The sequence below is a fragment of the Clavibacter sp. CT19 genome, assembly GCF_027858075.1.
Lineage (GTDB): Bacteria > Actinomycetota > Actinomycetes > Actinomycetales > Microbacteriaceae > Clavibacter > Clavibacter tessellarius_A.
On sequence record NZ_JAQHYR010000006.1, the window covers coordinates 1 to 15,474 of the forward strand.

A 15,474-nucleotide genomic window follows, 5' to 3' on the forward strand; every position below is an offset into this window, starting at 1 on the left:
TCCGGGAGGAGAAGAGAACGCCACCTACGCAGGCAATGTTGCGGCACTGCTAAAGCCCTTAGTGAGAGAAGCAAGCGAAATTACGTTCGTCTATCAAAAACAAGGTGACGAAGTAGGGCAGATGATCAAGGCCAATCTGCGAATGCTCAATCCCGATATTGGTATCACATATCGCAAAGGCACACGGATGCACGCTAGGTATATAGTGTCGGATCGCTCACGCGCGCTGCGACTGGAATTTTCCCTGAATCGCATCGGAAAGTCTTTTGGGACGATCTCGCTTGTGACCGATGAAGAAGACCTGGCCGGAATCGTCACCGAACTCGAGCGCTTGGACCCAGCTGCCCTCGAGTAACTCCGTAGGCACCTTGGATTACCGCCTAAGCGCAGTTACTTTGGCGAGAGTCGCGTCGCCGCTAACATCTTCCGCCCACCTCCGAAGCCGATCAGGAGTCACCCCAAGCACATGCGACGCCCTCGCGTACGTAGATGTTGGAAATACTTGATTAAGCGCTTGCGCGAACAGAACAGGCCTTTCCCTTACTACGTCAACCGGCTCGTTCTCTCTCCAACCGCGAGAAGATAGTTGAATTTGAAGTGTGCGAGCGCGCTGCTCGGATAGAATCCCGTTCCGCTTTGCGTGCATTATGATTGCACCTACCGATATGCCATACTCGGCCTTGACTACCAAGAGATCCCGGAGCGTCGAACTTTCCCGAACTTTTTGTCGCAAGACGCCAACAGGGAGCAGAAAAGCACTGGCGAATTCAAACGCTGCTCGCTCTTGGGGGCTGCGGGGGGAACAGTGAATCTGCGCTGCGCCCCGGTCGAGAACCAGGTGGCCCAGCTCGTGAGCTAAGGTAATGCGCTGCACATCCCCGCGATCAATTGCGACAGTAGCAACAAGTGGCCGCGTGCTCTTGACGGTCGGCATAGAGAATCCTGATGCATCGGGTCGGCCCGATCTCCACCGTTCGTCATCGAGACGTGAAACGACTCCGACCCCGAGACGCTCCAAAGCTCTTGTGACGTTGCGTACTGAATCGGTAACACCAATGGAAAGTGCCGCCCGGATATTTTCGGCGAGACGAGCAGGGTCACCCGTCAAACCTTCAACGGCAAAGAGGGTCCGATAGTTCGACTCCGCGCTGATGTGGGCGAAAACCCGAGACGCTTCTAAAAATAACGCACTGACACGATTCCTCTCAGAAGCCGGCGTCGACGCTTTCTTCCGGAACGCGATGGGGCCAATAGGGAGTTCGTCAGACCTGACTTGAAAAAAGCTGAGCGGCTCGCCGAACTCCACGCTAGCGCGACTCGCGAGGTCTGCCGATAAGACCGAGTCTCCGCGCTCGATGCGCGATAGCTTTGATTGCGCTATACCGACCCGCTCCCCGAGATCACGTTGCGTAAGCCCGTGTATGTGCCGCAGAACCTCGAACCTTACGCCGTTATAGGCGTCAGACATCCCCTGTTTCTTCCTGAACCAAATCGGCGTAGAAGTTGCCGTCTTCTGTCGTATCAAAAGTTGCGTGACCAAGAGTGTCGATCTGACGTGTCATAGACAATGAGTAATCACATTCCACGGTCCCACGGTAACGACCCTCTGCGATCGTCCGAACGATACGGAGCGTCGGCTCTTCGGTACGCACATTCATCAGCAGGAGCAAATTCTGCCTCGCGCCAACGCCTTCGCTGCTCGCGAACATAGACAGTGGCACAGGAACAGTTCTCCACTCCGCCCGTCGAGCGGCATTGGCTCCTGCATGCGGAACTCCGTTAGTGGTCACGGTACTCTCGGACAGCACCCTTAAAGAGATATTTGCTCCGTCCAGCAAAAGTATTGTCTGACCAGACTGCCGGGGGTTGCCTCCGACTGCCCACCCTGCCGGCAAGTCGCCAGCGACAAGGCTGTCACGGAACGCAGCGCGTCGATACGCAGAGTGCAAATGAGGCTGCTCTTGCTCTGTGAAGCGGACCGTACTACGCGCCTCTGCGACCGCAAGATCGAGAGCGTCGTAGAGAGAGGGTGCCAGAGCGACTGCTTCGCGATTGAGACGACGCCGCGTAATCTCGTCCATGAAGGTCCATTCGAGTTGGGGCAGCTTGTGGGGGCGATTCGCTACTGCATACTATGCCATCGAATGTAACACACGGCCCCGTTGGCGCAAAGCATGGTCCCTTCGCCAGCTCATATGTACGGGGAGGCCGCGGGGCGGGACAAGGCGGTGCCGGCGTCAGCCCGCGGGCGCCAGCACCAGGTCGTCCCCGGAGGCGGCGAGCAGCACGATGCGGTCGTGACCCGCACGTCGTCCCGTCACCACGGGCAGGTCGAGGAGCGCGAGCGGCGCGACGGGATCGTGGCCCGCGTCGGTCAGCCGCTGGGCGAGCTCGCGCAGCGGGAGCCGGCGCGTCGGCTCGGCGGCGAGCGCCTGCACGACGACGAGCTCGATCGGATCCAGCTGCAGCGGCACGCCCGCGAGCCACGCCTCGCCCGTCGCGGGATCCAGCACGAGGTCGCCGACGGTGACCAGCGCGGGCGCGAGGCCGCGGCGGCGGAACAGGTCGCGCACGGTGCCGACCACCTCCTCGAGGCCGAACGGCTTCGTCACGTAGTCGTCGGCGCCCGCTCCGAACGCGGCCAGCCGGTCCTCGAGCGAGTCGCGGCCGGTGAGGAAGACCACGGGGGTCGCGACGCCCGCGCGGCGCAGCTCGGCGACGACCTCCACGCCCGAGACGTCGGGCAGCATCATGTCGAGGAGCATCGCGTCGGGCGCGTCCTCGACGGCCGCGGCGATCGCCGCGCGTCCCGACCCGAAGACGCGCACATCCCAGCCCTCCATCCCCAGCGCGAGCGACAGCAGCTGCGTGATGGGCGCCTCCTCGTCGACCACGGCGACGCGGAGCGCGCGGGGCGCGGTGGCCGCGACGGATGCGGTGGATGCCGCCGGTGCCGCGGCGTCCGCTCCCGCCCGGGCTCCGGGGACGGCCCGCCCGTCGTCATGGGAGGCGGGGAGCGCGGTGCCGGTCATGGGGATCCTCTCGTCGCGCCGGGATGCCGCCGCCGACCCGGGGGACGGATCGGCGGCGGGGGCTCCTGGCGGAGCCGCGGCGGGGGAGCCGCTCCCCCATCGTCGCGATCGGCGGACGCCCGGGCATCCGCCCCGGGGAGGATCACGGGTGGTCCCCACGGGGTGCACGGCCGGGGCATCGGGGATCGCGAGGAGGCGCACGGCGCGTCCGGAGGTGCGCGGGCCGGGGCGCGCAGGCGGGAGCGGCGGCGGCCGCCTACCAGCCCGGCCCGCGGATCCGCGAGACTGATCCGCACGCCGACCTCACGGATCACCCCGCCCCGGCGTCTACCCGGTGTGGAGATGATGCAGCCGTTCGACAGGGTCGTGACCGAGCACGGCGCCGTGGTGCTCCGCGTCTGCCGGGCCGTGCTCGGCGGGCACGCGGACGCCGAGGACGCGTGGTCGGAGACGTTCCTGTCGGCGCTCGTCGCGTATCCGCGGCTCGGGCCGCGCGCCGACGTGCGGGCGTGGCTCGTCACCATCGCGCACCGCAAGGCCCTCGACGCGATCCGCGCCCGCGGCCGCCGCGCGCTCCCCGTCGACGAGGTGCCCGAGCGGATCTCCGACCTGGGCGTGCCCGGATCCGGCGACCCCGACCTCTGGCACGCCGTCGCCCGGCTGCCCGAGCGGCAGCGGCTCGCGGTCGCCTACCGGCACCTCGGCGGGCTGCCGTACGCGGAGGTCGCCGCGATCGTCGGCGGCACCCCCGAGGCCGCGCGGCGGGCGGCGTCGGACGGGGTGGCGAGCCTGCGGCGCACGATGGCCGACGATCCGCGCGGCGCCGCATCCGCCCGCGTCGGCATCGCCGACCCACCCGGCGCCGCGGGCCCACCCGCACCCGGCCCGGCAGCCCCGCCCGACCCGGCACCCGCACCCGCCGCCGCACCCACCCGAGGAGGACGACCGTGACCGACCCCGACGACCGCGCATCCGACGACGCCGCCTTCCTCGCCGCCGACGCGCTCGACCGCGCGGATCCCATCGCCCCCACCCTCGCCGCCCTCCGCCTCCGCCTCGCCGACGCGGCCGAGCAGGCGGACGCGCTCGACGTCGGCTTCACGACGATCGACTCCCCCGTCGGCCCGCTCCTCCTCGCCGCCACCGAGCGCGGCCTGATCCGCGTCGCCTACTCGCGCGAGGACCACGACACCGTGCTCGGCGACCTCGCGCGGCGGCTCGGCCCGCGGATCCTGCGCGCCCCGAAGCGACTCGATGCGGCCGCCCGCGAGCTCGACGAGTACTTCGCCGGCCGCCGCCGCACCTTCGACCTCCCGCTCGACCGCCGCCTGTCGATGGGCTTCCGCGACCGGGTGCAGCGGCTGCTCCCGGACATCCCGTACGGGTCCACCCGCACCTACCGCGAGGTCGCCGAGACCGCCGGCAGCCCGGCCGCCACGCGCGCGGTCGGCACGGCGTGCTCGACGAACCCGCTGCCCGTCGTGATCCCCTGCCACCGCGTCCTCCGCTCCGACGGCACGCTCGGCGGCTACATCGGTGGTCTCACGGCGAAGACGACGCTCCTGGAGCTGGAGGGGCGCGGCTGACCCGTCGGCCGCGTCCCCCGGGAGGCGGACGCGGTCGGGCGCCCGGCCGCCTAGCGTCGAGGACATGAGCGGATCGGACACACCCGGCGGCCCCGCGGCCTCGCCGGACGACGACGACGCGACGAACCCGAACATCGCGCTCGGCATCGTGTTCACGATGCTCGGTCTCGGCCTCGTGCTGGCCCTCGAGGACACGCGCGTCGCCGGCCTGCCGTTCCTGGTCCTCGGGATCACCTTCTTCGTGATGGGGATCCGCCCGCGGAAGAGCGGAACCGCGGCTCCGGCGGAGGTGCCGACGGATCCGGACTCGCCCGCTCCCGGAGAAGACGCCCGCTGACGCACGCCCTTCCGCCCGACAGCCCGGATCCCACCCGACAGCGCGGAGCCCGCCCGCCGTAGATTGGGAGGAACGGATGGGGGAGCACATGGCCGGACGTCGCAGGGCCCTGATCGTCGGCGCGGGGGTGGCGGGCATGTCCGCCGCGATCCGCCTGGAGGAGGCCGGCTGGGAGCCGGTGATCGTGGAGCGGAAGCCGTCGCGGCGGATGGCCGGCTACATGGTCGGGATGTTCGCCGAGGGGGTCGTCGCGGCCGAGCGGCTGGGCGTGCGGGACGACATCGGATCCCGCGACCGGCCCGACCGCGTCACGCTCCAGCTCGACGCCGACGGCACGCGCCGCCCCGGCCCCGGCCTCGCCGACCAGCCCGGCGCCCCCGAGGCCGTGCTCCGCAGCGACATCGAGGCCGCGCTGTGGAAGCGCATGGGCGACCGCATCGAGGTGCGCTTCGGCCTCGAGCCCGTGGGCGTCGACCAGGACGCCGACGCCGCGCACGTCACCCTGCGCACGGTCGCGACCGGGGAGACGCACCGCGAGTCGTTCGACCTCGTCGTCGGCGCCGACGGCGTGCGCTCGGCCGTGCGCACGCTGGTGCTGGATCCCGAGGGCCGCTCCGTGAAGCCCATGCCCGCCGTGGTCTGCGCGTTCCAGGCGCGCGGGCAGATGCCCGGGTTCGCCGAGCACGAGAGCGTCATCGTCTCCGAGCCCCGCCGCGCGATGTGGGTCTTCGCGCTCGCCGGCACCACGCCCACCGTGATGATGAGCTACCGCACGCGCAAGGCCGGCAAGGACCTCCAGGGATCCCCCGCCGACGCCCTGCGCCGCACCTTCGCCGGGCTCTCCGCGGGCGGCGTCGTGGAGGACGCGCTGCGCGAGCTCGATGCGGCGGATGCCACCCTGTTCGACTCGGTGGAGCAGATCCGCCTGCCGTCGTGGCACCGCGGACGCGTCGTCGTCATCGGCGACGCCGCCTGGTGCCTCACGCTCTTCTCGGGCATGGGCGCGACGTCCGGGCTCCTCGGCGGCGCCGCGCTCGGCGACGCGCTGGCCGCGCATCCGGACGACATCGAGGCCGCCCTCACCGCGTTCGAGGCGGAGATGCGGCCGTTCGTGGTGAAGCACCAGCGCACGGCGGCGATCAAGTCGCAGCTGTTCGTGCCGTCGGGGCGCATCACCTGGTGGATCCGCCGCCGCCTGCTCGCATCGAAGCGGTTCCGCGTGATGGGCGTCGGCGCCCCGCGCGAGCCGAAGGGGACGTCGGCCGCCGCTGCGCCCGCCGCGCCGGCGCCGGAGAAGGAGACCGCGACCGCCGCCTGACCCGGTCAGCCGGCGTCGTACCCCGTCGACCGGCTCTCGGCCGCCCACGCGTCGATGTCGGCGCGCAGGTCGTCGAGCGCGGCCGTCACGATCTCCACCGCGTCCGCGCCGAGCAGCAGGTAGTAGGGAGCACGTCCCGAGGCGACAGCGTCGACGAGCACGCGCGCGCCCGCCGCCGGATCCCCCGGCTGCGTGCCGTCGGTGGTGTCGTTCTCCTTGCGGCGCTTGCCGGCGGTCTCGGCGTAGTCGTCGATCACGGTGGACGACTGCGTGAGCGAGCGGCCGGAGAAGTCGGTGCGGAAGGATCCGGGCGCCACGACCGTCGCGACGATGCCGAGCGGCGCGAGCTCGGTGCGCAGCGCCATGGTCATCTGCTCGATCGCGGCCTTGACGGCGCCGTAGTAGCCGGATCCTGCGCCCGTGCGGGCGGCGCCGATCGACGACAGGTTCACGATGGTGCCGCTGCGGCGCTCGCGCATGCCGGGCAGCACCGCCTTGATCATGCGGACGCTGCCGTGGAAGTGGGTGTCGAACAGGCGCGCGACGTCCTCGTCGTCGCCCTCCTCGACGGCCGCGCGGTAGCCGTAGCCCGCGTTGTTGACGAGCACGTCGACGCCGCCGAAGCGGGCGGTCGCCTCATCGACCGCGAGCGAGACCTGCGCCGGGTCGGTCACGTCGAGGTCGAGCGCGAGGGCGTGCTCGGGGAAGCGGTCGGCGAGGTCCTGCACGTTCGCGGCGTCGCGGGCCGTGACGACGACGTCCTCCCCGCGCTCCAGCGCCTCGACGGCGAAGGCGCGCCCGAGTCCGGTGGAGCATCCCGTGATCAGCCAGGTCGTCATGCGCGTTCCTCTTCCTCGTGGATGCGGGCGGGCGGCGGCCGGTGCGGCGCGCCCCTCGTCGAGGCTAGGCGCATCGGGCGGCGGCGGTCGGCGCCGGAACGACGACGAGCCAGAGGCGCGATCATGGACGACAAGTCGGGCAACATCATCACCGTCACGAAGGGATAGCAGAGTGAAGATCACCTACGACGCCGAGGCCGACGCGGCCTACATCCAGGTCGTCTCCGCCATCGGGCCGGGCCAGGCCGCTGAGCAGATCCACTCGATCGCCACTCCCGGCGACAAGGGCGAGATCAGCTTGGACTTCGACTCGGACGGTCGGCTCCTCGGTGTCGAAGTGCTCCACGCGGGAGACGTCCTCCCCGCAGAGGTGCTGGCTGCCGCCGAGAGCCCCACGGACGCGTAGACCGCTGTCTGACGTGCGCGTCCCGTCGGTGACGATGGGGCGCGCTCGTCTTCGCCTTCCATCCGCATCGCTCGCGGGTGGATGCGCCGCCTCTCACCGCGGCAGGGCGCACGGGGCGCCTTCCCACTCCCCGGCCGCCGGTGCGGCGGCGACCGGTCTACTGTCGGGACGGATGAGCGACGACGCCCGGCACCCGGATCCCGACCCCGACCCGCGGACGTCGTGGACCGCGCGCCGCGGACCGCTCCTCACCGTCGCCCTCATCGTCGGCATCTCGCCGTTCGCGACCGACCTCTACATCCCGGGCCTCCCGGCCATCGCGACCGACCTCGACGCGTCGACCGCCTCGGTGCAGCTGACGCTGACCGCCTTCCTCGTCGCGTTCGCCGTCGGCCAGCTGGTGATCGGGCCGATCAGCGACGGCGTGGGCCGCCGCCGCATCCTCCTCGCCGGGACGGCCATCTTCACGCTCGCCAGCGTCGTCTGCGCGATCGCGCCCGACGTGGGGATCCTGATTCTCGCCCGCGTCGTGCAGGGCCTGGGCGGTGCCGCCGCCGCGGTCTCGGCCCGCGCCATGGTGGGCGACGCTGCCACCGGCACCCTCCGCAGCCGCCTCTTCGCGACGCTCGCGGTCGTCAACTCCGTCGGCCCGGTCGTCGCCCCGCTCGTCGGCGGGCTCGTGCTGTCGTTCTCGTCGTGGCGCGCCGCGTTCGTCGTCCTGGCCGCGCTCGGCCTGGCGCTCACGCTCGCGGCGGCCCGCCTGCTGCCCGAGACGCTCGTCCGCACCGGCACGGGCGGCACCTCCCCGCGCGCCGTCCTCGGCCGGATTGCGGAGCTGCTGCGGATCCCCCGCTTCCGCTGGTACCTCGTCACCGGATGCGCCGCGACCATCGGGTTCTTCTCCTACATCGCCACCTCCTCCTTCGTGTTCCAGGAGCAGTACGGCTTCGGCGAGGGCCTCTACACGCTGGTGTTCGCGTCCAACGCGTCCTGCATGATCGCCTCGACGCTCATGTTCCGCCGCCTCATCGGGCGCTTCGACGAGGACCGCCTCTTCACGATCGGCCTCGCCACCTGCGCGATCGGTTCCACCCTCGTGCTCGTCGGCGCGGTCAGCGGCGCGGGCCCGGCGCTGGTCTGGCCGGCCCTCGCCCTCGTCACCGCGGGCTGGGGGTGGGTGATCCCGGGATCCATCACCCTCACGCAGGCGCTCGGCCACCGGCACCCCGGCACGGCCTCCGCGCTCGTCGGCGGCCTGCAATTCGGCCTCGGGGGCCTGGCGACGCCGCTCGCGGGCGCCCTCGGCGGCACCGCGACCGCCATGGGATCGCTGATGTGCGGCTTCATCGTCGTCGGGCTCGCCGCGCAGCTCTGGGCCTCGCGAGCACACACGGGAGGCTGACGGCGGTCAGCGGATGCGCGCTGGTCGGATGCGAACCGGGCGCGGTCCCGTGCCGCCGCATCCCGCTCCGCCCGCCCAGGACCATCCGCCCAGCACCCGCGCACCTGACCGCACCCTGCACGCGCACCCCGCTCCCGCCCGGAGGTGGCACCATGGGCGACGATGCTGCCGGGCCCGACCGTCGCATCCGCGAGACGGGGCCCCGGCGCCGCCTCAGGAGGATCACCGGTGCGCTGCCCGATCAACGGCTGCCCGACGTCGACACCCCGAACCGCCCCCGCCGGAGACCGGTCGTGAGCGGCCCGAAGCTGCTGCGCGCGCCCGAGCAGCGGCGGGCCCGCGCCGGGATCACCGCCTGGCTCCTCGACGGCCTGCCCGGCGCATCCGGCGCGCACCCCGGTCCGCACGCCGAGACCGTGGGGAAGACGCACTCGTGGTGGCGCGTCATGTGCCTCACCGGCGTCGACTACTTCTCCACGCTCGGCTACCAGCCCGCCATCGCGGCCGTCGCGGCGGGCCTGCTGTCGCCGCTCGCGACGCTCGTCCTCATCCTCCTGACGCTGCTCGGCGCGCTGCCCGTCTACCGGCGGGTGGCGCGCGAGAGCCCGCGCGGCGAGGGATCCATCGCCATGCTCGAGCGCCTCCTCCCCTGGTGGGGCGGGAAGCTGTTCGTGCTCGTGCTGCTCGGGTTCGCGGCGACGGACTTCCTCATCACCATCACGCTGTCGGCGGCGGACGCGACCGCGCACGCGGTCGAGAACCCGTTCGCGCCGTCGTGGTTCGCGGGCAACGAGGTGCTCCTGACGCTCGTGCTCATCGCGGCGCTCGCCTTCGTGTTCCTCCGCGGGTTCCGGGAGGCGATCTCCATCGCGGTCGTGCTCGTGGGCGTCTTCCTCGCCCTCAACGCGGTCGTGATCGTCGTCTCCCTCTTCCACGTCGCCGGCAACCTCCAGGTCATCGACGACTGGTGGCTCGCGCTCACGGCGCAGCACGGCAACCCGCTCGTGATGGTAGGCATCGCGCTCATCGTCTTCCCGAAGCTCGCGCTCGGCCTCTCCGGCTTCGAGACGGGCGTGGCGGTGATGCCGCAGGTGCGCGGCGAGGACGACGCCGACGGGGTGCCGCGCACGCGGATCCACGGCACGAAGCGGCTGCTCGCGACGGCGGCGCTCATCATGAGCGCGTTCCTCATCACGTCGAGCTTCGTGACCACGCTCCTGATCCCGCAGGCCGAGTTCCAGCCGGGCGGCAAGGCCAGCGGCCGGGCGCTCGCGTACCTGGCGCACCAGTTCCTCGGCGACGGCTTCGGCACGCTCTACGACATCAGCACGATCTGCATCCTCTGGTTCGCGGGCGCCTCCGCGATGGCCGGGCTCCTCAACATCGTGCCGCGCTACCTGCCGCGCTACGGCATGGCGCCGCACTGGGCCGCGGCGGTGCGCCCGCTCGTGCTCGTGTTCACGGCCATCGCGGTGCTCGTGACGGTCGTGTTCCAGGCGGACGTGGACGCGCAGGCGGGCGCCTACGCGACCGGCGTGCTCGTGCTCATCACCTCGGCCTCGGTCGCGGTCACGCTGTCGGCGCGGAAGGCCGGGCAGCGCAAGCGCATGGTCGGCTTCGCGGCCATCGCAACGGTGTTCGCGTACACGACCGTGGTGAACGTGATCGAGCGGCCGGACGGCGTGCGCATCGCGGCGCTGTTCATCCTCGGGATCCTCGTGGTCTCGATCGTGAGCCGCGTGCAGCGCTCCTTCCAGCTGCGCGCGACCTCGCTCACGATGGACGAGCAGGCGCGCGCATTCGTCATCGAGGACGCGGAGGACTACGGCGCGGTGAGCATCATCGCCCACGAGCCGGACGAGCCCGACGAGGCGCTGACGGAGGCCGAGCAGGTCGCCGAGTACCGCCGGAAGGCGAGCGACGAGCGGCGCGACAGCGGGATCCCGGCGCGAGCGCCCGTGATCTTCCTCGAGGTGACGCACGGCGACTCGTCCGAGTTCGAGGAGGACCTCGTGGTGCGCGGCATCGTGCGCTGCGGCTTCCGCGTGCTCCAGGTCACGAGCGGCAACGTCCCCAACACGATCGCGGCCGTGCTCCTCGCCGTGCGCGACCTCACCGGAGTGAAGCCCGGCGTCTACTTCGAGTGGACGGAGGGATCGCCCGTCGGCAACCTCCTCCGCTTCCTCGTGACGGGCACGGGCGAGGTCGCCCCGGTCACGCGCGAGGTGCTGCGGCGGGCGGAGCCGGTGCGGTCGCGCCGGCCGGACGTGCACGTGAGCTGAGGCGGCGGCGCGCCGGCCGAATGGCGGTGATGTCGAGCAACAACTCCGACGTCTCGTGCCGTGGGCAGCTGTTGGACGAGCGCGAGCGCGTAGTTAGTCGTACGTCAAGGTCCCCTAGATGCCCATAGCCACCACGAAACGTCTCGGTCGCGTCGTGAAGCCCGTCATCACGGGGATCGGGTGGTGCGCTCCCCTCCGCGATCTGGAGCAACCCCTTGCGTCACTTGACGCGGGCGACCAAGGTCGATTCCCAAGAGCCTGCTGACGACCACGAAGGAGCGCACATGACCTGGCACCATCGACTCCGTCCAGACGCGATGACCGGAGCGTGCCTCATCGGGCTCCTCGCGCTCACGGGATGCACCAGCGGCCCGACCGGCGAAGAGGGAGACCCGAGCTCGGCGTCGACGCTCGCCCCTGCGGTCCCGGAAGCGACGCCGAGTGATGCGGAGCAGTTCTCATCGCTCGAAGCATCCGTGAACCGCAAGTTCTCCTCGTGGGAGCACGCCGGGGACTTCACAGGCAGCGCGGCCGAGCTGGCGGAGGTGCCTCGAACTGATACGGCTGTGGCCACCATCGAGCCGGGTAGCGGGAGCGTCGTTGACGTGACGCTGCCTGCTTCGAGCGATCCGGCGGCGAAGAAGGTCGTCATGACCGTCACGTGCACAGGGAGCGAGAACTACTGGATCAACGTCGCGCAGCCCAACCCCAACCGCGTGGGGACCACATGCGGTACGGAAGGCAGAGGCATCTACGGCGTCCCCCTCGACGATCCGACCGCCCCGACGAAGCTCGAGATCACGATCCCCGATGGCAGCCGTTTCTGGCTGTCGACCTACTACACGAGGGAATAAGAAGCATCATGACCATGACACGCACATCCGTCGTTGCACGAAGCGCTTCCACCGTAGGCATCGCCGCTCTTCTCCTCCTCTCCGGAGGTACCGCAGCGCAGGCGGTCGGCGCTGGCACGAACTCCGAGTGCTCAGGAGATGGGCCCGACATCGCCGTCTCCAACGTCTCCGATACGTACGTACCCGGCAACCTGCGGATCTATGGCGACAGCGGCGCGGTCCTCTCTATCGAATCGGGCCAGTCATCCGAGGTGCATGCGGATGTCAGCGTGTCCGGCACGGTGACCGCCGACGCTGTCGTGGCATCGGCGAGCGTGACCGCGGGGGTGACGCTGGGCGTTGCGCAGACCATCACCCAGAGCGCCTCCGCGTCCTACACGGTCCCGGAAGGGCTGAACGGGCAGTACATCGAGCTCGGCTCCGCCGGCAAGGCCTTCTCGTGGACGGCGACCACATACAACCGGGCATGCGTGGTGACCGACACCCAGGGCGGGAACAGCGTCGCGCCGACAGCCAACGCGTACGTGACCAAGAGCTGGTGACGACCGGCAGGCGAGCCGCCGTCTCAGAGAGAGACGCCATCCTCCGCGCTCGGCAGGCGGGCGGGCTGCCGGGCCGAGACCGATGCGATGCCTCAGTCGCCACCGGCCGGCCTCTCGTCATGTTCGCCTGATCGATGACGAAGAGTGCCGCTCCCGATGCACCAGACCATCACTCGAGCCGCGCCTGCGGACGAGGGACCCCGGGCGACTCGTCGGAGTTCGAGGAGGACCTCGTGGTGCGCGGCATCGTCCGCTGCGGCTTCCGCGTGCTCCAGGTCACGAGCGGCAACGTCCCCAACACGATCGCGGCCGTGCTCCTCGCCGTCCGCGACCTCACCGGAGTGAAGCCCGGCGTCTACTTCGAGTGGACGGAGGGGTCCCCCGTCGGCAACCTCCTCCGCTTCCTCGTGACGGGCACGGGCGAGGTCGCCCCGGTGACCCGCGAGGTGCTGCGGCGTGCGGAGCCGGTGCGGGCGCGGCGGCCGGACGTGCACGTGAGCTGACGCGGCGACGGGCCGGTCAGGCGCGCGGCGGCTCCTGCGCGGAGCGGAGGCGCGCGGCCAGGACGCCGGCCGCCGCGCGCAGCTCCTCCGGCGCGACGACCGTGATCGGGGCGTCGAAGCGGGCCACGGCGGCGAGGACCCCGGTCCACGACCACGAGCCGACGGTGATCCGCGTCGACGTCGCCGACACCTCCTCCATCTCGCCGTCGCCGATCCACAGGGCGACCTCGCGGGCGGGCAGCTCGACGAGCAGCTCACCGGTGCAGGGCCAGCGGTCCTCCGCCGCGGATCCCTTCGCCCGGGCCGCGAGGAACGTGCGCGCCTCCGTCGCGGGCAGCTCCCGCGGCGCGAAGCGCGGGCCGGTGGGCGTGCGCGGCAGCATCCGGTCGAGCCGGAAGGTGCGCCAGTCGTCGCGGTCGAGGTCCCACGCCACGAGGTACCACCGCGAGCGCCGGGCGACGATCGCGTGCGGCTCGACGCGCCGGGGCGGCCCCGCCTCCTCGCCGACGCGGTCGAAGCGCAGGGTCAGCCGGTCGCGGACCGCGGCGCTCGCGGCCTCCAGCACCACCGGATCCACCCGTGGCTCAGCGCCCGGCCCCGGCTCCGGCTCCGCGCCCGTGAAGCGGATGCCGTCGATCCGGTGCCGCAGCCGCGACGGCATCACCTGCCGCACGGTCGCGAGGGCGCGCTCCGCGGCCTCGTCGACGTCGACGCCCATCGCGGGCACCGACTGGAGCGCGACGGCGATCGCCACGGCCTGCTCATCGTCGAACAGCAGCGGCGGCAGCTCCGACCCGGCGGCCAGCCGGTAGCCGCCGTCCGGCCCCTTCACCGAGCGGATCTCGTACCCGAGCTCGCGGAGGCGCTCGACGTCGCGGCGGACGGTGCGCGGCGTGACCTCGAGGCGCTCGGCGAGGATCCGCCCCGGCCAGTCGCGCCGGGTCTGCAGCAGCGACAGGAGGGACAGCATCCGCGACGAGCTCCCGATCATGGATCCAGTCTCGCGGGAGTGGAGGACCGCAGCTGTCCGCCACTGCCGGGAGGGTGCTCCTCAGCGGCCCGGATCCGGAGCCGCACCACCCAGCACGAGGAGACACCGTGAGCATCACGACCACCACCCACCTCAACTTCCGCGGCACCGCGCGCCAGGCGCTCGAGCTCTACCGGAGCGTCCTCGGCGGGGACGTCGTCGTCGCCACCTACGCCGACCTCGGCATGCCGGCCGAGGCGCCCGGCGCGGACAAGGTGGTCTTCGGCCAGCTCGAGACCGCCGACGGCCTCCGGCTCATGGCCTACGACGTGCCCGGCCATGACGACGCCGACGGCAGCGCGATCGCCGGCACGACGACGCGCGAGCAGGGCGCGACGATCACCGACCGCACCTTCTTCCAGTCGCTGCGGGGCGCGTCCCTCGCCGAGGTCGAGCGCTGCTGGGCGGGGCTCGCGGAGGGCGCGACCGTGATCGAGCCGCTCGCCGCATCCGCCTGGGCGGCGGGCTTCGGGATGCTCACCGACCGGTTCGGCGTGACCTGGGTCATCGACGTGCAGGCGCCGTCCGCCGGCTGACCCGACGGCGACGACGACGAGGCGGCCGACACCCGGAGGTGCCGACCGCCTCATCATGCGCGGGCTCCCGCGCCGTGGCGGGTGGAGGCTGCGCCTTCCTACAGGCGGCCCTCGCACTGGTGCGTCGGGCCGCCCGCGTACTTCACGCACCGCGCGACCGTGCCCTCCAGATGCCAGTGCTCACCGAGGTGGGCCCGGAAGTTGCTCGGGAAGATGCCCCAATCCCTGCTGCAGTCCGGGACCGGGTTGATCGTCGCACCCCAGCCCTGGGCGGTGGTGAAGTCGAGCGAGTTCCACCTGTTTCCCGGGGAGATGGGGATGCAGACCTTGTCGCTCGTGGGCGTGGGCCCGACCTGGACGGCCGTGTACTTGCTGGTCGTGACGAAGAGGTCGAACCCGTCGCCCCAGCCGTGATGCGCGAAGGCCTCGGGCTGCGCGCTCGCGGGCGGCGCCGCGACCGGCAGGGCGGTGAACGCGCCCGCCACGGCCAGAGCGCACGCGATCAGCCGCATGCCGCGGAGAGCGGGACGGCGGGACGCCGGGGGTGGCGTGGAGGAGTCAGGGATCATGGTGGACCTTCCGTGGTGAGGCGGGGTGAGCCGTCGCGGACGCGAGGCGGATGGACGGTAGCCGAGGACCCGGGACCTGCGCGCCCGCCCTCCCCCCGTCCGCCAGGCCACGTGCCGGGCCCCGACGTCGCAGGCCCCGGTCACGCGCGAGGTGCTGCGGCGGGCCGAGCCCGTGAGGGCCCGGCGGCCGGACGTGCACGTGAGTAGAGGCTCGGCACGACGACGCCGCGCCGCGCGG

The 15,474-nt window shown here is 71.3% G+C and carries 17 protein-coding genes and 1 pseudogene; 12 read left to right on the plus strand and 6 right to left on the minus strand.

Features of this window, described 5'->3' with window-relative positions; all coding sequences use genetic code 11:
* Nucleotides 1–355, plus strand: a 355-nt coding sequence (locus PED38_RS08240; protein WP_270980800.1) for a hypothetical protein, incomplete at its 5' end; no start/stop codon positions are given.
* 18 nt (nt 356–373) lie between these two features.
* Here PED38_RS08240 and PED38_RS15915 read toward each other — a convergent pair.
* The 3 genes from PED38_RS15915 to PED38_RS08250 form a co-directional block, all read right to left on the minus strand.
* Nucleotides 374–1,468, minus strand: a complete 1,095-nt coding sequence (locus PED38_RS15915) for an ImmA/IrrE family metallo-endopeptidase (RefSeq protein ID WP_442870656.1) — start codon at nt 1,466–1,468, stop codon at nt 374–376.
* A complete protein-coding gene (locus PED38_RS08245; RefSeq protein WP_270980801.1) occupies nt 1,461–1,586 on the minus strand; it encodes a hypothetical protein in 126 nt (41 codons plus the stop codon). Before PED38_RS08245 ends, PED38_RS15915 begins: the two co-directional genes overlap by 8 nt.
* A 651-nt stretch (nt 1,587–2,237) precedes the next feature.
* Nucleotides 2,238–3,032, minus strand: a complete 795-nt coding sequence (locus PED38_RS08250) for a response regulator transcription factor (protein ID WP_270980802.1) — start codon at nt 3,030–3,032, stop codon at nt 2,238–2,240.
* Between the two features lie 342 nt (nt 3,033–3,374).
* Here PED38_RS08250 and PED38_RS08255 point away from each other — a divergent pair, with 342 nt between their 5' ends.
* The 4 genes from PED38_RS08255 (at nt 3,375) to PED38_RS08270 (ending at nt 6,273) form a co-directional block, all read left to right on the plus strand.
* Entirely contained in the window at nt 3,375–3,983 is a 609-nt protein-coding gene (locus PED38_RS08255) for an RNA polymerase sigma factor (RefSeq protein ID WP_442870657.1), read from the plus strand.
* Entirely contained in the window at nt 3,980–4,618 is a 639-nt protein-coding gene (locus tag PED38_RS08260; RefSeq protein ID WP_270980803.1) for a methylated-DNA--[protein]-cysteine S-methyltransferase, read from the plus strand. Before PED38_RS08255 ends, PED38_RS08260 begins: the two co-directional genes overlap by 4 nt.
* A gap of 64 nt (nt 4,619–4,682) precedes the next feature.
* Complete coding sequence (locus tag PED38_RS08265) at nt 4,683–4,955, plus strand: hypothetical protein (protein WP_270980804.1); 273 nt, start codon at nt 4,683–4,685, stop codon at nt 4,953–4,955.
* 88 nt (nt 4,956–5,043) lie between these two features.
* Complete coding sequence (locus PED38_RS08270; RefSeq protein ID WP_270980805.1) at nt 5,044–6,273, plus strand: FAD-dependent monooxygenase; 1,230 nt, start codon at nt 5,044–5,046, stop codon at nt 6,271–6,273.
* A 5-nt stretch (nt 6,274–6,278) separates the two neighbouring features.
* Here the strand turns inward: PED38_RS08270 and PED38_RS08275 are convergent, their stop codons facing one another.
* Entirely contained in the window at nt 6,279–7,112 is an 834-nt protein-coding gene (locus PED38_RS08275; protein WP_270980807.1) for an oxidoreductase, read from the minus strand.
* Between the two features lie 172 nt (nt 7,113–7,284).
* Here PED38_RS08275 and PED38_RS08280 point away from each other — a divergent pair, with 172 nt between their 5' ends.
* From PED38_RS08280 to PED38_RS08305, 6 genes and pseudogenes are all read left to right on the plus strand, one after another.
* Nucleotides 7,285–7,518, plus strand: a complete 234-nt coding sequence (locus tag PED38_RS08280; RefSeq protein WP_270980808.1) for a DUF2283 domain-containing protein — start codon at nt 7,285–7,287, stop codon at nt 7,516–7,518.
* A gap of 172 nt (nt 7,519–7,690) precedes the next feature.
* Nucleotides 7,691–8,920 carry a multidrug effflux MFS transporter gene (locus PED38_RS08285; RefSeq protein ID WP_270980810.1) on the plus strand — a complete coding sequence of 410 codons (1,230 nt, stop codon included), beginning with the start codon at nt 7,691–7,693 and terminating at the stop codon, nt 8,918–8,920.
* Nucleotides 8,921–9,213: 293 nt separating this feature from the next.
* On the plus strand, nt 9,214–11,202 hold the full coding sequence (locus PED38_RS08290) for an amino acid transporter (protein ID WP_270980811.1): 1,989 nt from the start codon (nt 9,214–9,216) through the stop codon (nt 11,200–11,202).
* Between the two features lie 284 nt (nt 11,203–11,486).
* The gene (locus PED38_RS08295) at nt 11,487–12,056 is read left to right on the plus strand and encodes a hypothetical protein (RefSeq protein WP_270980812.1); all 570 of its coding nucleotides are present in this window, start codon (nt 11,487–11,489) and stop codon (nt 12,054–12,056) included.
* Between the two features lie 8 nt (nt 12,057–12,064).
* Nucleotides 12,065–12,598: a hypothetical protein gene (locus tag PED38_RS08300; protein WP_063071299.1), complete on the plus strand. Its 534-nt coding sequence runs from the start codon at nt 12,065–12,067 to the stop codon at nt 12,596–12,598.
* Between the two features lie 200 nt (nt 12,599–12,798).
* Nucleotides 12,799–13,101 (plus strand): annotated as a pseudogene (locus PED38_RS08305) (amino acid transporter); the annotation flags it as partial.
* Between the two features lie 16 nt (nt 13,102–13,117).
* Here PED38_RS08305 and PED38_RS08310 read toward each other — a convergent pair.
* Nucleotides 13,118–14,092, minus strand: a complete 975-nt coding sequence (locus PED38_RS08310; protein WP_063071297.1) for a helix-turn-helix transcriptional regulator — start codon at nt 14,090–14,092, stop codon at nt 13,118–13,120.
* A 107-nt stretch (nt 14,093–14,199) separates the two neighbouring features.
* Between PED38_RS08310 and PED38_RS08315 the strand changes: the two genes are divergently transcribed.
* Nucleotides 14,200–14,667, plus strand: coding sequence for a VOC family protein (locus PED38_RS08315; protein WP_063071296.1), 468 nt, complete (start codon nt 14,200–14,202; stop codon nt 14,665–14,667).
* Between the two features lie 98 nt (nt 14,668–14,765).
* On the opposite strand, the gene PED38_RS08320 is transcribed toward PED38_RS08315, so the two are convergent.
* Complete coding sequence (locus tag PED38_RS08320) at nt 14,766–15,236, minus strand: hypothetical protein (protein ID WP_094126813.1); 471 nt, start codon at nt 15,234–15,236, stop codon at nt 14,766–14,768.
* Nucleotides 15,237–15,474: the final 238 nt, after the last annotated feature.